Below are 18,952 nucleotides of genomic sequence, written 5' to 3'. Positions count from 1 at the left end.
CTTGCACGACGTTCACATATCGCGTTCATAATCGTGCCAAGCGCCAGGAGATTTCATGAATACGATGCCGCCGGTGGCCGACACCGACATGCGCCGCGCCACGCTCTTGCAGATCCTGCATTGGCTGGCTATCGGAAGGGTGCAGCCGCAAGCCCTGTCCGATGTCTACCAGAACGCTATCGAGCGCCTCAATCCGCGTTTGAACGCCTTCGTCGATTACAGCGTCTCGCTGATCCAGGAACAGGCCCTGGCCGCGGATCGTCGCCGTCGCGACGGCGTCATCGGGCGCCTGGACGGTATACCGATCGCGATCAAGGACAACTTCGACGTGGCCGGCGTGCCCACACGTGCCGGCATGCGGCGGCGCAGCGTCGTGCCCGACGAAGATGCGCACGTGGTGGCGCGCCTGCGCGCGTCGGGCGCCGTTCTACTGGGCAAGACCAACATGGACGAGGGCGCACTGGGCCTCACCACCAACAATCCCGTGCATGGCGCGACGCACAACCCGCATCGGCTGGGTTACACCGCGGGCGGTTCGTCCGGCGGCGCGGCCGCGGCCGTGGCGTCGGGCATGGCGGTGGCGGCCATCGGTTCGGACAGCCTCGGCTCCATCCGCGTGCCGGCCAGCTATTGCGGCATCTATGCGCTGAAGCCGACCCATGGCGAGATCTCGGCGAGGGGCCTGGTGCCGGCGGCGCGTCGCCTGGATGCCGTGGGCCTGCTGGCGCGCGGGGTAGACGATCTCACCGTGCTGCTGCAGACGTTGGCCGGCTACGACGCGGACGATCCGCGCTCGCGCCGCCGTCGCGTGGCGTTCTCGCCACCGGACTGGGAGCCGGGCAACCTGCGCGCGGGTTTCCTGCCCGACCTGACTGCCATCGGCGTCGGGCAGGACGTGATCGATGTGTTCGAAGCGGCCCTGGCGCGCCTGCAGGGTGAGCTGGGCGAGCGCCGCCAGGTCGATTTCTCGGACTGGGATTTCGCCCGGACGCGGCGGGCGGGCCTGCTGCTGATGGAAGCGGAGATGATCCACACCTTCGCCGCGGAACTGGCCGACGAGGCCTATCCGGTATCGGCGGGCTTCCGCGACATGGTCGGCTTCGCTACCCGCAAGTCGGCTGCCGACTATGCCGCCGCCGATGGCGTACTGGATGCAGCCACCCTGAAGATGCGTCGCCTGTTCGCACAAGTGGACGTGCTGGTGCTACCGACCACGCCGCAGGGTGCCTTCCCGCTCGACGGCCCGGTGCCTGCCTCCCAGGCCGACCTGTGCGGCTTTGCCAGCCTGGCGGGTTGTCCGGCGGTCAGTATTCCCATGGGCACGCTGGCCAACGGTATGCCGATCGGCATGCAACTGGTCGGCGCGCGCGGTTCGGACCTGCGCCTGCTGGAACTGGCGGCGGTGTGTGCTTCGTCGCTCGATGCAGAGCCCGCCTACCCGGTGGAACCCGCCTGACTGCCGCGTGGCAACCGGTCGATCTGCCGGGTGCCGAGGTGGATCTCGCGCCGGCATGGCTGCCGCGCGACGAAGCGGATGCGCTGCTTGCGTCGCTGCTCGCCACCTTGCCGTGGGAGGTCCATCGCATCCGCATGTTCGGGCGGCAGGTGGACTCACCTCGCCTGAGTGCGTGGATCGGTGACGCGGACGCCGCGTACCGTTATTCAGGCACCCGCTTCATTCCGCATCCGTGGCCGGACTCGCTGCACGCGCTGCGCGAGCGTGTGGGGGCCGCGTGCGGTACCTCGTTCAACAGCGTGTTGGCCAACCTCTACCGTAACGGTGCCGACCGGATGGGCTGGCACAGCGACGACGAGACCGAACTCGGTGCCGAGCCGGTCATCGCTTCGGTCAGCTTGGGCGCGGCACGGACATTTCGTTTTCGTGCCAGGGCAGGAGGTGGCCCGGCCGTGGCGGTGGACCTGCCGCACGGCAGCCTGTTGCGCATGGCTGGCGCGACGCAACGCTTATATAAGCATGAGTTGCCGGCGCGACGACGCGTGGACGCGCCAAGGATCAACCTGACGTTCCGCCAGGTGGCACCGCCTGCTCCAGGGTCCAGGCGGTGATCTGGCGGGCCAGCGTGTCCATCGCCCGGCCGAACGCCTCGACCACCTGCGGCACGGCCTTGCCGTCGACCGGCTCGCGCACCTCGAAGCGGCGCGCGCCGACCATCTGGTGCTTGCGCGTGCCAGCGAGGATGGCATCCAAACGGATCACTACAGTTGGCTTGCCGTCGATGTACTCGGTCTGGAACGCGGCCAGGCTGCCATCCAGCTCGTAGTCGGCGCCGAGATTGCCGTCGTCGATGCCGATGGCGCGCACGCGGCCGGTATCGCGGAAGGCATCGGCCAGCCGGTCGCGCACGAGGTGCGGCACGCTGTCGGCCCAGCGCGCGCCGGCGTAGACACTGATGGTATTGGCTTCGGGCACTACGGCGATGCGTGCGCTGTCGAGCGCGCGCGGTGCCGTGGGGGTGGCGATGCGCAACGTCCAGGCCACGCTCGTCGTGGTCGCCGGACGCGCCGCCGGTGCCGCGGGCAGCAGGTAGACACGGGGCGATTCGGCCTTGGGCAGGATCGAGCAGCCGGCCAGCAAGGCAAGGCATAGCGGAGCGGCGAAGCGGGCCAGTCTCATGGCGTGAACTCCCTGGTTTTCTCGCGACCGAGCAGGTAGCCGCTGGGGTTTTCGTCGAGGCGCCGGGTGATCGACCGCAGCGAGCCCAGTGTGTCGCGCAGCTCGTGCAACGCGGGTGCCAGATCGCCCAGGCTGGCGGCACCGCCGTTGATCGCGTCGGCATTGTCGTTGAGCAGGCGATCGACCGATGCCGTGGCGCGTTCCAGCGACGCCATCGCCCGCTGCGCGCTTTCCAGCGTGGCCTTGCCCTGCGTGTCGATCAGGCCGTTGGCGTTGTGCACCAGGGCGCGGCTTTCCGCCAGTGTGTCGTCGGCCTGTCGGGTCACGCTCACCAGTTGCCTGATCAGCACGCGGATGTCCTCCCGCTCGTCGGCGATCACGGCCGTGGTCTTGTCGAGGTGATCGAGCGTGTTCTGCACCCGCTGCACATTGTCCTTGGACAACAGCTCGTTGGCCTTCGCGGCGGCCTGGCTGATGTTGGTCATCAGGTCCTCGCCGTTGGCCAGCAAGCGCGCGAACGGCGACGGGTCGGCGACGATCACCGGCACCTGGCCATCGTGTCCCACCATCAGCGAGCTGCCCGGCGAGCCGCCGGATAACTGGATGATGGCGACGCCGGTCACGCCGGTGAGGGCAAGCTTGGCGTGGGTATCCTTGCGCAGCGGCGTGTCGCCGGAAAGGCGCACGCGGGCCAGTACACGGCGCGGGTCTTCGGGGTCCAGCCTCAGCTGGGTGACGTCGCCCAGCCGGATGCCGTTGTACTGCACGGTGCCGCCCTTCGACAGGCCGGTCACGGCTTCATTGAAGACGATGTCGTAGTAGTTCCATTCCTGGTCGGAATGCGCCCTGGCCAGCCACACGCCGAAGGCCAGGCCGAAGAGGACGACCAGGACCGCGAACAGTCCGATCAGTACGTGGTGGGCACGGGTTTCCATGGTTCATTCCTTGCCGCGGTGGGCGGCGAGCGTGGCGGCACGGCCGCGCGGTCCGTTGAAATACGCCTGCACCCAGGCATCGTCGGTACGTGCGACCTCGTCGATGGGAGCGGCGGCCAGCACGCGCCGTTGCGACAGCACGGCCACGCGATCGCACGTGGAATACAACGTATCCAGGTCGTGTGTCACCAGGAACACGGTCAACCCCAGCGCATTGCGCAGGGTGACGATCAGGCTGTCGAACGCCGCGGCGCTGATCGGGTCCAGCCCGGCGGTGGGTTCGTCGAGGAAGAGGATCTCCGGGTCGAGCGCCAGCGCACGTGCCAGGGCAGCGCGCTTGATCATGCCGCCGGACAGCTGCGAGGGGTATTTGCGCCCCGCGTCCGCGGGCAGTCCGGACAGCGCCAGCTTCACGCCGGCAAGCCGTTGCGCGTCGCCGCGAGCCAGGCCGGCATGTTCGATCAGGGGCAGCGCGATGTTCTCGGCCACGGTCAGCGACGAGAACAGGGCGCCGCTTTGGAACAGCACGCCGAAGCGACGCTCCACGCGCGAGCGTTGTTCGTCGGACAACGCCAGCAGGTTTTCGCCGAAGACGCGTACCTCGCCGGCCACCGGTCGCACCAGTCCGACGATGGTGCGCAGCAGCACCGACTTGCCGGTCCCCGAGCCGCCGACGATGCCGATGATTTCACCGCGGTAGACGTCGAGGTCCAGGTCCTCGTGGACGGTCTGCGCGCCGAAGCGGTTGACCAGCCCGCGCACGGCGATCACGGTCTCCTTGGCGCTCACCAGCCCATCTCCATATAGAAGAGGGCGGCCAGCGCATCCAGCAGGATCACCACGAAGATGGACTGCACCACCGCCGAGGTAGTGTGCTCGCCCACTGACTGCGCGCTGCCGCTCACCTTGAAACCTTCCATGCATCCGATGACGCCGATCATGAAGGCGAACAGGGGCGCCTTGACGATGCCGACCACGAACTGGCCGAGCGAGATGTCCGACTGGAACATCGACAGGAACATCGAGGGCGACATCTTCAGCACCGCCATGCACACCACGCCGCCACCGGCGATGCCCGCGATCATCGCGATGAAGGTGAGCAGGGGCAGGGCGACCAGCAGCGCCAGCACCCGCGGCAGCACCAGCAGCTCCACCGGGTCCAGGCCCAACGTGCGGATCGCATCGATCTCCTCGCGGGCCTTCATCGAGCCGATCTGCGCGGTGAAGGCACTGGCGGTGCGACCGGCGAGCAGGATGGCGGTAAGCAACACGCCGAATTCCCGCAGGAAGGCGAAACCGATCAGGTCGACGGTGAAGACACTGGCGCCGTAACTGGCCAGCGCCGTAGACCCGAGGAAGGCGACCACGGCGCCCACCATGAAGGAAAGCAGGGCGAGGATGGGTACCGCATCCAGGCCGGTCTGTTCGATATGCGCCACCAGGGACGTGACGCGCCAGCGCCGGGGCCGCCATGCCGTGGCGAGAAATCCCTGCAGGGTGATGCCGATGAACGCCAGCAAGGTCGCCGTCTGTTTCCAGGTGCCTTCCAGCGCGCGGCCGATCCGCTCAAGCATGTCCACGAAGCCGGCATCGCGCTTTCGCTTCGTGCCGGTGCAGTAGGTGTCCATGGCGTCGCCGACGGTCTGCAGCAGGGCCCGGCGGGCGGCGGGCAGCACATCGTCCCGGGCGAGTTGCCGCGTGCGTGCGCTACCCAGCAGCTCGGCGACGACGAAGGCGCCCGACGTATCCATCGCGCCGAGCCGGTGGGTATCGATCACGGTGTCGCCATCGATCGCACCGGCCAGTTCGCCGGCGCGACGCTGCAGGTCCGTGTAGTGGGCGAGCGTCCAGTCGCCCGCGAGCATCAGCCGCTGGCCGGCGGCGTCGCGGGTAAGGGTGGCCGAGCCGGGGCGGGATGCCGATGCCATGGGCGGAACACTAACAGGAGCCGGCGCCCGCGCGGCGATCGTGCTGCACCGCGATTGGCCTTCTGCACCGCCGCGGCCGATAATGCCGGGCTACTGCCTACCGCCATCTCCTGCAAGGTAAGACGATGACCGACAAGACCGAACTCAACGCCACCCACCGCGAACTCGGTGCCCGCATGGTCGACTTCGGCGGTTGGGACATGCCGATCGCCTACGGTTCGCAGATCGAGGAGCACCACGCCGTCCGCAAGGACGCCGGCATGTTCGACGTCTCGCACATGACCGTGGTCGACCTCACCGGCGAGCGCACCCGCGAGTTCCTGCGCAAGCTGCTCGCCAACAACGTCGACAAGCTGACCAAGAGCGGCAAGGCCCTCTACACGTGCATGCTCGCCGAGAACGGCGGCGTCATCGACGACCTCATCGTCTATTTCCTGCGCGAGGATTTCTTCCGCCTGGTCGTCAACGCCGCGACGCGCGTCAAGGATCTGGCCTGGATCGAGAAGCAGGCCGCCGCGTTCGGCGTCACCGTGCGCGAGCGCCCCGAGTTCGGGATGATCGCCGTGCAGGGCCCCAACGCCCGCCAGAAACTGCTCGGCCTGCTGCCGGACGAGGTGCGCGAGAAAGCCGGCAAGCTGGGCAAGTTCGCCGCCCTCGAGGTGGAAGGGCCGAACGGCATGCCGCTGTTCCTCGCCCGCACCGGCTACACCGGTGAAGACGGTTTCGAGGTCGTGGTGCCCAACAGTCGTGTCGTCGAATTGTGGAACCTGCTGCGAGAGGCAGGCGTCGCCCCGGCGGGTCTGGGTGCACGCGACACGCTTCGCCTGGAGGCCGGCATGAACCTCTACGGCCAGGACATGGACGAGACGGTCAGCCCCTGGGAAGCCGCGCTCGCCTGGACGATCTCGCTCGACGAGGGACGCGACTTCATCGGTCGCGCGGCGCTGGAAGCGATGAAGGTCCAGGGCGTGCCGCGCGTCATGATCGGCCTGGTGATGGACGAGAAGGGCGTGCTGCGTCACGGCCAGAAAGTGCTCACGGCCATTGGCGAAGGTGAGATCCTCTCGGGCGGGTTCGCACCCACGCTTGGCAAGTCGGTGGCCTTCGCCCGGGTCCCCGCGGGTGACCATGGCGATGTCCGGGTCGATATCCGCGGCCGCGAGATTCCGGTGCGCGTGGTCAGGTTCCCGTTCGTCCGCGACGGCCAGCCCATGCCGGGCATCGTCGATTGATCCGCTGCATGCTTTCGCGAAACGCGTGGACCGGCGACAATGGCCCGACCCGCTATCGCACCCCCGTCCCGAGCTAACGAGGAATACCCCATGAGCGAAATCCCAGGCGATCTGAAGTTTGCCAAGTCCCACGAGTGGGTCCGCGTCGAGCAGGACGGCACGGTCACCGTCGGCATCTCCGACCATGCTCAAGGCGCATTGGGCGATCTGGTCTACGTCGAACTGCCGGAAGTCGGCAGCAGCGTGCAGGCCGGCAACGGCACCGCCGTGGTCGAATCGGTCAAGGCCGCCTCCGATATCTACGCACCGGTGTCGGGCGAGATCATCGAGGTCAACGCCACGCTGAGCGACAAGCCGGAAACGATCAACGAGGATCCTTACGAGGCTGGCTGGATCTTCAAGCTGAAGGTCGACGACAAGAGCGAAATCGACAGCCTGATGTCGGCCGACGAGTATGCCGAGCTCATCGAAAACGGCGACGACTGATCGCCCCTGTCGTGCTTCAACCCGATGCCGGTCGTCCTCGACCGGCATTTTTTTGTCCGCGGGGCGTCTCCGGAGAAATTTTTTTTTTGGCCCAGTCGTCTTCCGTTCATCCCCGGAATTCGCCCCTGAGGCAGTCGCCGGCCGGTATGAAAATATCGCGCGACGATCCTCGCGCCGCGCATGCTCTTTTATTGGAAAGGCGATAAAAAACGCTTTATTTACGGTGTTTGCTGAACGGCCTGTCCGTCGCAGCGTGTTTCGTTATGGAAGTCCATTAGTACGCCGACAGCGTCGACGGTAACGCCCACGGCCACCGTGCAGTCCGTTCGATCGTCGGTTATGTGTCCGCAACGTCTTCAATTTAGAGCCAAAATTTATTGACAGCGGAAATGTTGAGGAATAGCTTTTGCGTCAATTGACGGGGAACCCGGAAATGGAAACAGAAAAATTCATCAGGCCGTACGTGGAGCATGGTTCGAAAGCGGGTGCGGTTCGCAAGATCACCGTCTCGATTCCGCTGCATATCCTCCGCCTGCTATCCGATGAACGTACACGCCGCCAGGTGAACAATTTAAGGCACGCGACGAACAGCGATCTGCTGGTTGAAGCGTTCCTTCATGCTTTTACTGGGCAACCACTGCCAACTGATGAGGAGCTGAGACGAACCATGGCCACTGCCAAGAAAGCCACTGCCAAGAAAGCCGCCGCCAAGAAGGCGACGAAGAAGTCCACCGTAAAGAAGACCACCGCGCGCAAGACGCCGGCCAAGAAGGCCTCGACCCGCAAGGTCGCGACCAAGAAGGCGTCGACCCGCAAGTCGCCGGTCCGCAAGACCACCGCCAAGAAGGCTGCGGTCAAGAAGACCTCGACCCGCAAGGTCGCCACCAAGAAGGCTTCGACCCGCAAGTCGCCGGTCAAGAAGGCCACCACCACCCGCAAGGTCGCCGCCAAGAAGACCGCCCGCAAGGCAGCTACGCCGCGCAAGGCCGCCGCACCGCGTAAGGCAGCTGCCCCGCGCAAGGCTGCCGCTCCGCGTAAGGCCGCCACCAAGAAAGTCGCCACTGCCAAGGTTGCTCGCGCTACCCGGACCGCCAAGGTCAAGTAAGCGTTACCTACTTATAAGAACGTGCTTTGCGAATTATCTCCCCGCGGTGCCCAGCGCGGGGAGACGCTTCGAAACTTGACCCCGGCTTGCCGGGGTTATTCATTTGTGGGACGGCCATGCTGGATTCACGCGGCCATTACGGTTACCTTGTCGCCACATCGCGCTGCGGGGGACGGGGGGTCCACCGCGTCAAGCCATAGGGGGCGCGCGTCTTGCGGAGTCCGTACGACCGCCATGGATAACCGTCTACGCACCATCGAGCGCCGCCGCCAGCGTGGCGCGATCAGTCCCGTCACCCTTGCCGTCGTCGTCATCGTCGCCGCGCTTGCCGTCGCAGCCTGGTTCCTCATCATCAAGCCCTACCGCGATGCCCACGAGGCGGAAGCACCGGCACCGGTCGCCGTGCAGAATTCGACAGCCACGCGTGACACGACGCCCGTGGCCAACGTCGATGCCCTGAGCGTCGACCAGCTGCTGGCCGAAGCGCGCACCGCCATGAACGAGCAACGCCTGGTGGCGCCCGCCGGCAACAATGCGTTCGAGTTCTACATGAAGGTGCTGGAGAAGCAGCCGGGTAACCCCGTCGCCGCCGACGCGCTGCGCGAGACCTTCTCCTACGGCTCGGCCGCGACCGAGCAGACGATCAACCAGCGTGATTTCAACGAAGCCCAGCGCGAGATCGACCTGCTTGCCAAGGCGGACCCGGAAAACTACACGCTGACCATCCTGCGCTCGAAGCTGGATGCGCAGCGCAAGACACTGGACCGCGAGCAGCAGCAGGCCCTGGACGCCCAGAAGGCCCAGCAGCTTGCCCAGCAGAACGCCGCGGCGAGCCGTCAGCAGCAGGCCGAACAGGCCGCCTCCGCCGAAGCCCAGCGTTCGCAGGCGGCACGTGAGCAGGCGGCGCGTCTTGCCCAGTCGCAGCAGCAGGCCGCCCCGGCCGCCGCCGCGGTCACGCGTCAGGCCGCGACCGCGCCCTCGGGGCCCGCCGCGGCCGAAAGCGGTACGATCAGCGATGCCGTGCTGGTCCGCCAGGTCAGCCCGCGCTACCCGACGGCCGCCATGCGTGCCAATCAGGAGGGCTGGGTGGATGTCGAACTGACGGTAGGCGTCGATGGCGCCGTGTCCAATGTCACCGTCGTCGATTCACAGCCCAAGCATGTATTCGATCGCTCGGCCATGGACGCGGTGGGTCGCTGGGAGTTCAAACCGGCCATGCGCAACGGCGAGCCGATGGCCGTGACCCTGCGGCGCCGGTTGCAGTTCAACCTCGGCCGGTAAGGCGTGTGTCCCCCCTGCCGGGGGACGCGTCAGTCCGACGCTTTCTTTTTCTTCTTGGTCGAGGTGGCGGGCGCTGTCTTCTTTGCCGGCGCCGCCTTGCCCTTCGCCTTCGCCTTCGTCTTCGACTTCGTAGCGGCTGCCTTGGCCGGCGCAGCCGCGGCCTTGGCCACCGGCGCCGCGCGCACGTTGCCTTCCACACCGGCCCAGTCGACGTGATTGAGGCCGAGCAGGCTGTCGAACACCATCGGCATGAGGCCGGCCGGTATCGGGCCCGCACCGTTCCACATGGTCACTACGCCGGCGTGGTATTTCGGGAAGAAGCCGATCATGGTGCGGTAGCCCGACACGGCGCCCGCGTGGAAGATCAGGTCCTCGTTGGCGTACTTGAACACGCGCCAGCCCAGTGCATAGTGGGCTTCGGTCACGCGTGCACGGCGCCAGGGCAGCGAGTGCACCTCGGAGGGCGTGTCTACTTCGGGCGCATGCAGCACGTCCAGCGACGGTGTCGGCAGGACGTCCGGACGTCCACCCATCTGGGCCATCAACCACTGCTCCATGTCGCGCAGGCTGGCGTTGACACCGGCCGCGGGGGCGACCCGGTAGTAGCTGTCGTTGGGCTCGTAGGGAATCCAGTTGTGCGGCCCGCCACGATGCGGTCGTGCCCAGCTCTTGCTGGCCTCGAGGGCATCGCGGCCGTAGCTGGCGGTGGTCATGCCCAGTGGCGCGAAGATGCGCCGCTCCACCTGACGGAAGAAGTAATCACCGGTGGTGGCGTAGATCACGTCGCCGATCATGCTGAAGGCCACGTTCTGGTAGCCGTAGCACGCGCCGACCTTGCACGAGAGGTCCACCTCGTCGAGCTTGCGGACCAGCTCCTCGTAAGGCGCGTCGGCCTCGAGCATGTTGTCGTAGGTGTTGCGCGGCAGGCCCAGACGCTGGCCGAGGATGTCACGCACCGTGGCCTGCTGCGCGGCCTGCATGTCCTTGAGCTTGAAGTACGGGATGGTGTCGATCAGCTTGGTGTCCCAGCTGAGGAACCCCTGGCGCACCAGCACCGCGGTGACGCCGGTGGCGAAGGCCTTGGACAGCGAGGCCAGGCGGAATACGGTTTCCGGCGTGGCGGCTTCCTTCGTCTTCGCGTTGGCATAGCCGATGGCTCGCTCGTAGACCACCTTGTCGTCGACGATGATGGCCGTGACGATAGCCGGTGCCGCGTCGCGGGCTTCGGCGGCATCCATCCAGCGTTTGTAGTTTTCGATCGTGTCCTTGACCCGCTCGGCCGGCAGTTTTTCCGACGCGGGGTCGACATGGACCACCGGCGGCTTCTGCGGGGGCGGCGCCGCGAGGGCCAGGGGGACAGCGGAGGCGCAGGCGAGGGCGCAGGCGAGCAGGGAGGCGGAACGAAACGACATGCTTATCTCGCGCGGTCGAGGCGTGGGGGCACGCCGCGGGAAGGGGGATGCCAGCGAGCGCGGCATCGTCGTCCGCATTGTCTTTCACTTCCGGGTTCGCCACAACGCATGCGCCTTGACCTCCCTGAACGAAAGCGGCGTGCTAGTCTCGACGTAGATTCCCGCGGAACGCCCGCCACCCGTGAACGTCCGTCGACGCGTCGCCCTGGGCGAGGGCAGGACCCTCGCGCTATCCGTCATCGCCTTCTTCTTCGTGATGACGTCCTATTACGTGCTGCGCCCCGTTCGCGACCAGCTTGCCGGCGCCGCGGGGTCGCAATCGCTGCCCACGTTCTACGCCATCGTGTTCGTGGTGATGCTGGCGCTGACGCCCGTATTCGGCTGGCTGGTCTCGCGCTTTCCGCGCAAGCGCGTCATCGGCAGCAGTTACCTGTTCTTCGCGGCGTCCATGCTGGCGTTCATCCCGGCCTTCGTCGCCCAGGACCGGATCGGCGCGGTGTCGCTGGGGCGCATCTTCTTCGTCTGGGTCAGCGTCTTCAACCTGTTCGTGGTGTCGCTGTTCTGGAGCTTCATGGCCGACGTGTACCGCAGTCAGCAGGCGCGCGTCATGTTTCCGTTCATCGCCGCAGGCGGCATGGCCGGCGCGCTGCTGGGGCCCCTGCTGACCCGGTTGCTGGTTCAGCGGCTGGGTGTGCCGGCCATGCTGGTGGTGTCCGCCACGCTGCTGTTGCTGGCGCTGGGCGCGTTGCTGGCCCTGTCCGGGCGCCGCGACATCAACGACGACAGCGCCGGCGCGCCGGTGGGCGGGTCGATCCTGCAGGGCGCCAAGGCCGCGTTCTCGCAACCGTTCCTGCGCTACATGCTGGTGCTGATGCTGCTGGGCGACGGCATCGCCACCATGGGCTACACGCTCATGGCCGATTACACCAAGGCCCACTTCGTGGACAACGCGGCGCGCACGGCCTTTTACGCCGACCTCGACCTGTGGACCAACTGCTTCGGTGCGTTACTGCAGCTGACGCTGACCCCGATGATCATGCGCGGCCTGGGCGTGGTCTGGGCGATGGTGTTGCCGGCGCTGGCCAACATGCTCCTGTTGCTGGGCCTGTCGCTGGCCGGGCTGGTCGACCTGCACGTGGGCGGCTGGACGATTCCGGTGATCGCCATCGTCCTGGTCGGCTCGCGTGGCATGACCTACGGGATGACCAAGCCAGCGTCCGATGCGCTCTACACGCGCACGCCCCGCGAGGTGCGCTACAAGGGCAAGAACTTCATCGAGACCGCGGTGTGGCGCTTCGGCGACCTGGTGGTCACTACCGGTCTGGTCGCCCTGCGCGGCGCGGGCGTCGGCATCACTGCGATCGGTCTCACCGCGGCCGGGCTGGCCTGCGTGGCCGCGGAGATGGGGCGTCGGGCGGCGACATCCCCCGACCTGCTGCCGGAGCAGTCTGACGATCAGCCGGTGATATAGCTCTCGAGCTGGCTGATGGTTTCTTTCTGCTCGGAGATCACCGCCTTGACCAGGTCGCCGATGGACACGATGCCGACCATCGCTTCGCCATCGATCACCGGCAGGTGGCGCAGGCGACCGTCAGTGCACAGGCGCATGCACTCGTCCACCGTGGCGTCGATGGACACCGTGATCACACTGGCCGTCATGATCTCGGCCACCGGCGTGTCGCGTGACGAGCGATCCTTCAGGATCACCTTGCGTGCGTAATCGCGCTCGGACACGATGCCGACCAGCAGGTCGCCCTGCATGACCACCAGCGCGCCGACGTTCTTTTCCGCCATCTGCCGGACCGCGTCATACACGGACGCCTCGGGCGCCACGGCGAAGACCGCCTTGCCCTTGCCTTCGAGAAGATGCCTGACCTGCTGCATGATCGTGACTCCGCTGCATGCGGCGTGCCGCCGCGGAAACAGCGAGTCTACGCCGGCGGCTGTCCGGTGGGGTCACGGCCAGGTGAACGCGCCTGCCCGCGGCGCGACTCCACGTAATACAGCGGGCGCCGCTTGGACTCCGCGTAGGTCCGTCCGATGTATTCGCCGATGACGCCCAGCGCCAGCAACTGCGCGCCGCCCAGGAACAGGATGACCACCATCAGGGTCGGGTAACCCCGCACCGGGTCGCCCCAGAGCCAGACCTTGAGCAGCACCCACAAGCCGTAGAGGAAGGCGAGCAAGGCCGCTGATACGCCCAGCCATGTGGCGATGCGCAGCGGCGCGGTTGAAAACGAGGTGATGCCTTCGACGGCCAGGTTGCCCAGCCGCCAGTAGTTCCATTTGGTGACGCCGGCATGGCGGGCATCGCGGTGGTATACCACCGATGTCTGCCGGTAGCCGATCCAGGCGAACAGGCCTTTCATGAAGCGCTGGCGCTCACGCAACCCACCCAGCGCCTCCACGGCGCGACGCGAGAGCAGGCGGAAGTCGCCCGTATCGCGTGGCAGCGGGGTATCGGCCACGCGCTCCATCACCCGGTAGAACGCCGCGGAGGTGAATCGCTTGAAGCGTGTTTCGCCGTCGCGTTCCCCGCGCGTCGCGTACACCACGTCGAAGCCTTCCTGCCAGCGCGCCACCAGCGTGGGGATCAGCTCGGGCGGGTCCTGCAGGTCGGCGTCGATCACCACCACCGCATCGGCGTCCGCGACGTCGAGGCCGGCCGTCATGGCCGCTTCCTTGCCGAAGTTGCGTGACAGGCGCAGCGCCACCACGCGCGCGTCGCGCTGCGCGATGGCCTCGATCAGCGCCCAGGTGTCGTCGCCACTCCCGTCGTCGACATAGATGATGCGCGACGCCGCGGCCAGGCCGTCGAGCACGGCGCCCATGCGCGCGTGGAATTCGTCGATCACCTGCGCTTCGTTATAGGCCGGGACGACGATCGCGAGGGAGTAGGTCATCGGTGTGCTCAGCGGACGCGTCCGGCCGCCGGTGCCGGTCGCGTGAGGTAGGCCGGTCCGCCGAGCTGGCCCATCTGCTGGGCAATCCACGCCGCGCGACGCTGCACATAGGCGCTGGGCGCATCGGCGTGGAACCGCCGCGGATTGGGCAACACGGCAGCCAGGCGGGACGCCTGCGCCACGCCCAGCCGGTCGGGCGTGGTGTGGAAGAAGGCTTCGCTGGCGGCACCGACGCCGTAGACGCCGTCGCCCAGCTCCACGGTATTCATGTAGACCTCGAGGATGCGCTGCTTGGACCACAGTGCTTCGATCAGCACCGTGTAGTACGCCTCCAGGCCCTTGCGAACGAAGCTACGGCCGTTCCACAGGAACAGGTTCTTGGCGACCTGCTGGCTGATCGTGCTGGCACCGCGCAAGCGCTTGCCCTCGTCGGCGGCGTCGATGGCATCCTGGATCGCATCGACGTCGAAGCCGTGGTGGTAGGGGAATTTCTGGTCCTCGCCGGCGACCATGGCCAGGCCGACCTGCGGCGATATGCCTGCCCAGGGCACCCAGTGGCGGCGGTAGGTGAAATCGCTCTCGCCGCCGAGCAGGGCGCCGATCCGGCGCTCCATGATCATGGCGCTGGTCCAGGGTGGGACGAAGCGCAGCACCCCGACCACGAGGCACGACAACGCCACCCAGGAAACCACGAGCAGCGCGACGATGTGGACGAGGCGGCGGGGCAGCGAGCGAGGCGTCGGGCTCATGGCGTCACGGCGAAGAAGGATGGCGCAGTATAAGGGCCGCGCGCGTGCCGGGCTTGTCGACGACGTGCTGCATCCCCATCTCCCGTCGGATCACCCGGAGGCCACCGTGACCGATTCGCTCCTCGATACCCTTGCATCCGAAGACATCCTGCACCGCTTCCTGTTGGAGAAAGCCGGCGTGCGCGGCGTCTTCGTCCGCCTCGGCGCCAGCTGGCAGGACATTGCGTCACGGGCGGAGTATCCGCCGGCCCTGCGCGACCTGCTGGGCCAGGCGATGGCGGCCTCCGCGTTGCTCACCGGCAACATCAAGTTCGAAGGTTCGCTGTCGCTGGAGTTCAAGAGCCAGGGCTCACTGCGCCTGCTCTTCGCCGAATGCACCGACAAGGGCCGCCTGCGCGGGCTGGCACGGTTCGAACCGGACCAGCTTGCGCCCGGCGGCGAACTCGACTTCAGGGCGCTGCCGGAAGCGGCCCTGGCGATCACCATCGGCCAGATCGACCGCGGTCGCTACCAGGGTCTGGTCGACCTGGACGCGCCGTCGCTGGCCGAGGCGCTGGAAAGCTACTTCGAGCGCTCCGAGCAACTGCCGGCCCGCATCCTCCTGGCCGCGGACGGCCAGCACGCAGTCGGCCTGTTCCTGCAGCCCGTGCCGGGCGAGGGCGGCCATGACGCCGCGGAAAACGACGACGATGCCTGGGAACGCGTCGGCCATCTGACCGCGACGCTGAGCGCCAGCGAGATGCTGACGACGCGCCCGGAGGAACTCCTGTTCCGGCTATACCACGAGGAAACGGTGCGCCTTTATGAGCCCAGGTCGCTGGCCTTCGGCTGCACCTGCTCGCAGGAACGCGTGGAAGGCATGCTGCGCGCGCTGGGACGCGAGGAAGTCGAGGCCACCCTGGAGGATCGCCATGGCGAGATCGAGGTGATCTGCGAGTTCTGCGCCACCCGCTACGTCTTCGATCGCGTCGACGCCGAACGCCTGCTCACCCAGTCCGACACCCCTCCCTCCCCCAAAACCCTACAGTAGGAGCGCACGCTGTGCGCGAAAAGCCAACAAAGCGGTGAAGCGGCAAGCCCGCGAAAAGCCAACGAAGCGTTGAAGCGGCAAGCCCGCAAAGACAACATCGCGACGGCGCGGCAACCTCGCATCGCGCACATCGTGCGCTCCTACATCGCCTTTTAGGAGCAACTGGGGATCAGGCATCCAACGACAGCGGTGCCGCCAGCCACTTGCTCGCCGGCTGCGGCTGCGCGAACAGGAAACCCTGACCGAAGCGACAGCCGATGCGCTGCAATACGCGCATCTGCGACTCGGTCTCGATGCCTTCGGCGATCACCTGCATCCGCAGCGAATCCGCCAGCGCCTGGATGGCGCGCACCACGGCGGTGCTGTGAGCCTGGTCGTCTTCGGCGGGCAGCTCGATCACGAACGAGCGATCGATCTTCAGGGTTTCGATCGGGTACTGGTGCAGGTAGCTCAACGACGAATAGCCCGTGCCGAAATCGTCCAGCGCGATACCCACGCCGTGCCCTTGCAGGTTCTCCAGTATCCGTTTCACCTGGGCCGGGTTTTCCAGCAGGGCGCGCTCGGTCACTTCCACGCGGATGCATCGTGCCGGTACGCCATGCTGGGCGAACAGGTCGAGCAGGCGCTGGTCGAGGTCGGGCGAACGAAAGTGGCTTCCCGAGACGTTGATGCTGATGAAGCCCTCGTCGCGCGTGAGCGCGCGGGCCTGCCGTGCGACCTGCTCGAAGATCTGCCAGTCGATCGCCTCGGAGCAACCAGTATCTTCGGCCACCGCCAGGAACTCGCCGGGCGGAAGCAGGCCGCGCTCCGGATGGCGCCAGCGCAGCAGGGCTTCGTAGCCCACCACACGCAGGTTTTCCAGCTCGACGATGGGCTGGAAGAACGGCACGAACTCGTTACGGGCGATCGCCCGGCGCAGGTCGCCTTCCAGTTCGAGCAGCGACAACGCTTCGCGCCGTAGCCGATCGTCGAAGATGGCCGCGCGGTGGCGTCCTTCGTCCTTCGCGCGGTACATCGCCGAATCGGCGTCGCGCAGCAGTTCTTCCGGCCGCGTGTACTCGGGCGTGGGCAGCGCGATGCCGATGGATGCGGAGGTGAAGATCTCCTTCGCCCCCAGTCGGAACGGCGTCTGCAACTGCGCGATGATCCGCTCGGCGATCTGCGTGGCGGCCTGTGGATCGGTGATGCCCTCGACCAGTACGGCGAATTCGTCACCGCCCAGGCGCGCCACCACGTCGCGTGTCTTCAGGCAGGCGCGCACCCGCCCGCCAACCTGGAAGAGCAGGTCGTCGCCGACGAGGTGACCCACCGAGTCGTTGATGACCTTGAAGCGGTCCAGGTCGATGAACAGCACCGCGAACAGCTCGCCCGGGTTTTCCCGGTAATGGTTGAGGGCCTGTTCCAGGCGTTGCAACAAGAGCGTGCGGTTGGGCAAGCCGGTGAGCGAATCGTGCAGGGTTTCGTACTTGAGGCGGCGCTCGACGCGCTCACGCTCGGCGATCTGCTCGCGCAGGTCGCGGTTGGCCAGGGCGAGCGCACGCGTACGCTCGGTCACACGGCGTTCGAGGCTGGCATACGCCTGCTTGAGGGATTCGGTGGTGTATTTGCGCTGCAAGGCGTTGGCGATGTGGTAGCTGACGAAGGTCAGCAGTTCCTGGTCGCGTGCGCTGTAGGTGTGCTCGGGCGAGTAGCTCTGCACCGCCAGCACGCCCATGGATTTCTCGTTCCAGATCAACGGCACGCCCAGCCAGTGCAGCGAGCGCGCGCCGCTGGTGGAGAGCACGTGGTCGCGGTTGAGGCGGTCGATTTCCTCGCGGTCGGCCAGCAGGGCCTTGCCGTTGCGCAGGACGAATTCGGTCAGGCCGCGGCCCAGTTCACGCGGTTCACGCGAGCCGTCCAGTTCGTCCACGGAATAGGGGAAGGTCAGCTTGTTCTGGTCTTCCGAGAGCAGCGCAATATAGAAGTTGCGTGCGTACAGCAGGCCGCCGATGACGCGATGCACGGCGGCGTAGAAATTTTCGATGCTGTCGGACGTGTTGGCCAGCTCGGCGATGCGGAACAGGGCGGCTTGCAGGCGCTCGCCGCGCTGGCGTTGCAGCACCTGTTGACGCAGCACGCGGTTGGCCTCGCGCAAGGCGGCGGTACGCGTGGTGACGCGGCGTTCCAGTTCCTCGTGTGCCTGGCGACGCTCGAGTGCCGTCTGTACGTGCTGGGCGACATAGGTGAGCAGGTCGCGGTCGTTCTCGGTGTAGCGTGTATCGTCCCGGTAGCTCTGAACGACCAGCGCCCCGACCACGTCGTCGCCCCGTTTCATCGGCACGCCCAGCCAGTCGTCGCTAGGCGGCCCGATGGCCACGCGCCGGCTGGGCAGGCTTTTTTCCAGCTCGTTGCTGGCGCCCATCATGGACCGGCCGCTCATCAGCACGTGCCAGGTCAGCGAGTTCTCGATCGCGTCGATCAGCTGGATGCCCTCGGGATCGGGGATGTCGTCGTCCAGCGTGTCCACGAAATACGGAAAGCGCACCGTACGGTTCTGCGCGTCGTACAGGACAATGAAGAAATTTTCGGCGTACATGAGGCTGCTGACGATGCCGTGCAGCGCGCTCATCATGTCCTTCATGTTGTGCTCGGCGCCGGCCTGCTCGGCGATGGCGTAGAGCGCACGCTGCAGCCGCTCGGCAAGCGCCAGGCGCGAGATGGCTTCATAGAGGCTGGCGGTTTCGGCCAGCTGGCGCAGGCGTGCGGAGGCGAGGCGACCCATCCATGCGATGAGATCGGTCCAGGCAGGCGCATCGTCGTCGATGGCGAAGTCGAGGCTGCGCCCGGTTTGGGGATCGGCGCCCAGTGCGATCACGGTGCCGGCTCGGGTCGGGGCATCCTCGGTCTGGCGCCAGAACACCCGGGCGTCCGGCAACAGGCAGCGCGCGAAGGATTCGCACTCGTCGCGGATGCCTTCAGGGTCCGCGGCCCGCAGCAGGCGCTCGACGGCGTCGTGCAACGGCTCGACCTCCCCCATACCGGGGGTCAACGTCGTCGGGCTAGGGGATGGAGCTATGGTCATCGCCTGACAAGGATTCCGGTCATGATTGGGTGAGTCTATATGCGTTACGACGGCCGTGCGATGGCCGGCCCGGCGCCGAATCCGTTGTGCCCCACGCGTCCGGTCCCCCACTCGTCATAAACGGCAGCTAAGCTTTTTCCTGAACCCCAGCCTTCTCGGGGTGTTAGTAAAAAGTAAAACGGGGTATAGTCCCAA

General features: G+C 66.7%; 17 protein-coding genes. 8 read left to right on the top strand and 9 right to left on the bottom strand.

The window, feature by feature from the left end:
• Positions 1-55 precede the first annotated feature (55 nt).
• Together ACVKN3_RS13380 and ACVKN3_RS13375 are read left to right on the top strand one after the other, a co-directional pair.
• On the top strand, positions 56-1,456 hold the full coding sequence (locus tag ACVKN3_RS13380) for an amidase (protein WP_285405827.1): 1,401 nt from the start codon (positions 56-58) through the stop codon (positions 1,454-1,456).
• Positions 1,453-2,067: an alpha-ketoglutarate-dependent dioxygenase AlkB family protein gene (locus tag ACVKN3_RS13375; protein WP_285405877.1), complete on the top strand. Its 615-nt coding sequence runs from the start codon at positions 1,453-1,455 to the stop codon at positions 2,065-2,067. The genes ACVKN3_RS13380 and ACVKN3_RS13375 overlap by 4 nt, the downstream gene beginning before the upstream one ends.
• Here ACVKN3_RS13375 and ACVKN3_RS13370 read toward each other — a convergent pair.
• From ACVKN3_RS13370 to ACVKN3_RS13355, 4 genes are read right to left on the bottom strand one after another with little or no spacing between them, the layout of a single operon-like run.
• Entirely contained in the window at positions 2,015-2,635 is a 621-nt protein-coding gene (locus ACVKN3_RS13370) for an ABC-type transport auxiliary lipoprotein family protein (protein ID WP_285405826.1), read from the bottom strand. The genes ACVKN3_RS13375 and ACVKN3_RS13370 overlap by 53 nt on opposite strands.
• Positions 2,632-3,570 carry an MlaD family protein gene (locus ACVKN3_RS13365; RefSeq protein ID WP_354514619.1) on the bottom strand — a complete coding sequence of 313 codons (939 nt, stop codon included), beginning with the start codon at positions 3,568-3,570 and terminating at the stop codon, positions 2,632-2,634. Before ACVKN3_RS13365 ends, ACVKN3_RS13370 begins: the two co-directional genes overlap by 4 nt.
• Before the next feature lie 3 nt (positions 3,571-3,573).
• Complete coding sequence (locus ACVKN3_RS13360) at positions 3,574-4,359, bottom strand: ABC transporter ATP-binding protein (RefSeq protein WP_285405824.1); 786 nt, start codon at positions 4,357-4,359, stop codon at positions 3,574-3,576.
• Positions 4,356-5,498, bottom strand: coding sequence for an MlaE family ABC transporter permease (locus ACVKN3_RS13355; protein WP_354514617.1), 1,143 nt, complete (start codon positions 5,496-5,498; stop codon positions 4,356-4,358). The genes ACVKN3_RS13360 and ACVKN3_RS13355 overlap by 4 nt, the downstream gene beginning before the upstream one ends.
• Positions 5,499-5,623: 125 nt before the next feature.
• On the opposite strand from ACVKN3_RS13355, the gene gcvT reads away from it, so the two are divergent.
• The 4 genes from gcvT to ACVKN3_RS13335 all read left to right on the top strand — a co-directional run bounded on the left by gcvT (position 5,624) and on the right by ACVKN3_RS13335 (position 9,602).
• Positions 5,624-6,730 (top strand): glycine cleavage system aminomethyltransferase GcvT, encoded by a 1,107-nt coding sequence (gene gcvT / locus ACVKN3_RS13350; protein WP_285405822.1) that lies wholly within the window; start codon positions 5,624-5,626, stop codon positions 6,728-6,730.
• A 90-nt stretch (positions 6,731-6,820) separates the two neighbouring features.
• Positions 6,821-7,216, top strand: a complete 396-nt coding sequence (gcvH, locus tag ACVKN3_RS13345) for a glycine cleavage system protein GcvH (protein WP_285405821.1) — start codon at positions 6,821-6,823, stop codon at positions 7,214-7,216.
• A gap of 433 nt (positions 7,217-7,649) precedes the next feature.
• Positions 7,650-8,321 carry a met regulon transcriptional regulator MetJ gene (metJ, locus tag ACVKN3_RS13340; RefSeq protein WP_285405820.1) on the top strand — a complete coding sequence of 224 codons (672 nt, stop codon included), beginning with the start codon at positions 7,650-7,652 and terminating at the stop codon, positions 8,319-8,321.
• A gap of 234 nt (positions 8,322-8,555) precedes the next feature.
• Positions 8,556-9,602 carry an energy transducer TonB gene (locus ACVKN3_RS13335; RefSeq protein ID WP_354514614.1) on the top strand — a complete coding sequence of 349 codons (1,047 nt, stop codon included), beginning with the start codon at positions 8,556-8,558 and terminating at the stop codon, positions 9,600-9,602.
• Between the two features lie 29 nt (positions 9,603-9,631).
• Here ACVKN3_RS13335 and ACVKN3_RS13330 read toward each other — a convergent pair whose 3' ends face one another.
• Positions 9,632-11,014 (bottom strand): serine hydrolase domain-containing protein, encoded by a 1,383-nt coding sequence (locus tag ACVKN3_RS13330; RefSeq protein WP_354514612.1) that lies wholly within the window; start codon positions 11,012-11,014, stop codon positions 9,632-9,634.
• A gap of 181 nt (positions 11,015-11,195) precedes the next feature.
• On the opposite strand from ACVKN3_RS13330, the gene ACVKN3_RS13325 reads away from it, so the two are divergent.
• Positions 11,196-12,485: an NTP/NDP exchange transporter gene (locus ACVKN3_RS13325; protein WP_354514610.1), complete on the top strand. Its 1,290-nt coding sequence runs from the start codon at positions 11,196-11,198 to the stop codon at positions 12,483-12,485.
• Here ACVKN3_RS13325 and ACVKN3_RS13320 read toward each other — a convergent pair.
• The 3 genes from ACVKN3_RS13320 to mtgA are packed head-to-tail and all read right to left on the bottom strand — an operon-like array spanning position 12,470 to position 14,666.
• Positions 12,470-12,898 carry a CBS domain-containing protein gene (locus ACVKN3_RS13320; protein ID WP_354514608.1) on the bottom strand — a complete coding sequence of 143 codons (429 nt, stop codon included), beginning with the start codon at positions 12,896-12,898 and terminating at the stop codon, positions 12,470-12,472. The genes ACVKN3_RS13325 and ACVKN3_RS13320 overlap by 16 nt on opposite strands.
• Positions 12,899-12,945: 47 nt before the next feature.
• The gene (locus ACVKN3_RS13315; protein ID WP_285405816.1) at positions 12,946-13,917 is read right to left on the bottom strand and encodes a glycosyltransferase family 2 protein; all 972 of its coding nucleotides are present in this window, start codon (positions 13,915-13,917) and stop codon (positions 12,946-12,948) included.
• Between the two features lie 8 nt (positions 13,918-13,925).
• On the bottom strand, positions 13,926-14,666 hold the full coding sequence (gene mtgA, locus ACVKN3_RS13310) for a monofunctional biosynthetic peptidoglycan transglycosylase (protein ID WP_354514606.1): 741 nt from the start codon (positions 14,664-14,666) through the stop codon (positions 13,926-13,928).
• Between the two features lie 106 nt (positions 14,667-14,772).
• Between mtgA and hslO the strand changes: the two genes are divergently transcribed.
• Entirely contained in the window at positions 14,773-15,696 is a 924-nt protein-coding gene (gene hslO, locus ACVKN3_RS13305; RefSeq protein ID WP_354514604.1) for an Hsp33 family molecular chaperone HslO, read from the top strand.
• A gap of 169 nt (positions 15,697-15,865) precedes the next feature.
• Here the strand turns inward: hslO and ACVKN3_RS13300 are convergent, their stop codons facing one another.
• Entirely contained in the window at positions 15,866-18,757 is a 2,892-nt protein-coding gene (locus ACVKN3_RS13300; protein WP_456991901.1) for a bifunctional diguanylate cyclase/phosphodiesterase, read from the bottom strand.
• Between the last annotated feature and the right edge of the window lie 195 nt (positions 18,758-18,952).

The sequence above is a fragment of the Luteibacter sp. PvP120 genome, from assembly GCF_054055715.1.
The sequence above is the reverse complement of the archived record's forward strand: the minus strand, read 5'-3'. Positions and strand labels throughout refer to the sequence as shown.

Coding starts and splice junctions, on each gene's coding strand:
- ACVKN3_RS13315 (WP_285405816.1), bottom strand. CDS start 13,917: ATGACCTACTCCCTCGCGATCGTCGTCCCGGCCTATAACGAAGCGCAG.
- gcvH (WP_285405821.1), top strand. CDS start 6,821: ATGAGCGAAATCCCAGGCGATCTGAAGTTTGCCAAGTCCCACGAGTGG.
- gcvT (WP_285405822.1), top strand. CDS start 5,624: ATGACCGACAAGACCGAACTCAACGCCACCCACCGCGAACTCGGTGCC.
- mtgA (WP_354514606.1), bottom strand. CDS start 14,666: ATGAGCCCGACGCCTCGCTCGCTGCCCCGCCGCCTCGTCCACATCGTC.
- ACVKN3_RS13365 (WP_354514619.1), bottom strand. CDS start 3,570: ATGGAAACCCGTGCCCACCACGTACTGATCGGACTGTTCGCGGTCCTG.
- ACVKN3_RS13335 (WP_354514614.1), top strand. CDS start 8,556: ATGGATAACCGTCTACGCACCATCGAGCGCCGCCGCCAGCGTGGCGCG.
- ACVKN3_RS13380 (WP_285405827.1), top strand. CDS start 56: ATGAATACGATGCCGCCGGTGGCCGACACCGACATGCGCCGCGCCACG.
- ACVKN3_RS13300 (WP_456991901.1), bottom strand. CDS start 18,757: ATGACCATAGCTCCATCCCCTAGCCCGACGACGTTGACCCCCGGTATG.
- ACVKN3_RS13370 (WP_285405826.1), bottom strand. CDS start 2,635: ATGAGACTGGCCCGCTTCGCCGCTCCGCTATGCCTTGCCTTGCTGGCC.
- ACVKN3_RS13320 (WP_354514608.1), bottom strand. CDS start 12,898: ATGCAGCAGGTCAGGCATCTTCTCGAAGGCAAGGGCAAGGCGGTCTTC.
- ACVKN3_RS13330 (WP_354514612.1), bottom strand. CDS start 11,014: ATGTCGTTTCGTTCCGCCTCCCTGCTCGCCTGCGCCCTCGCCTGCGCC.
- metJ (WP_285405820.1), top strand. CDS start 7,650: ATGGAAACAGAAAAATTCATCAGGCCGTACGTGGAGCATGGTTCGAAA.
- ACVKN3_RS13355 (WP_354514617.1), bottom strand. CDS start 5,498: ATGGCATCGGCATCCCGCCCCGGCTCGGCCACCCTTACCCGCGACGCC.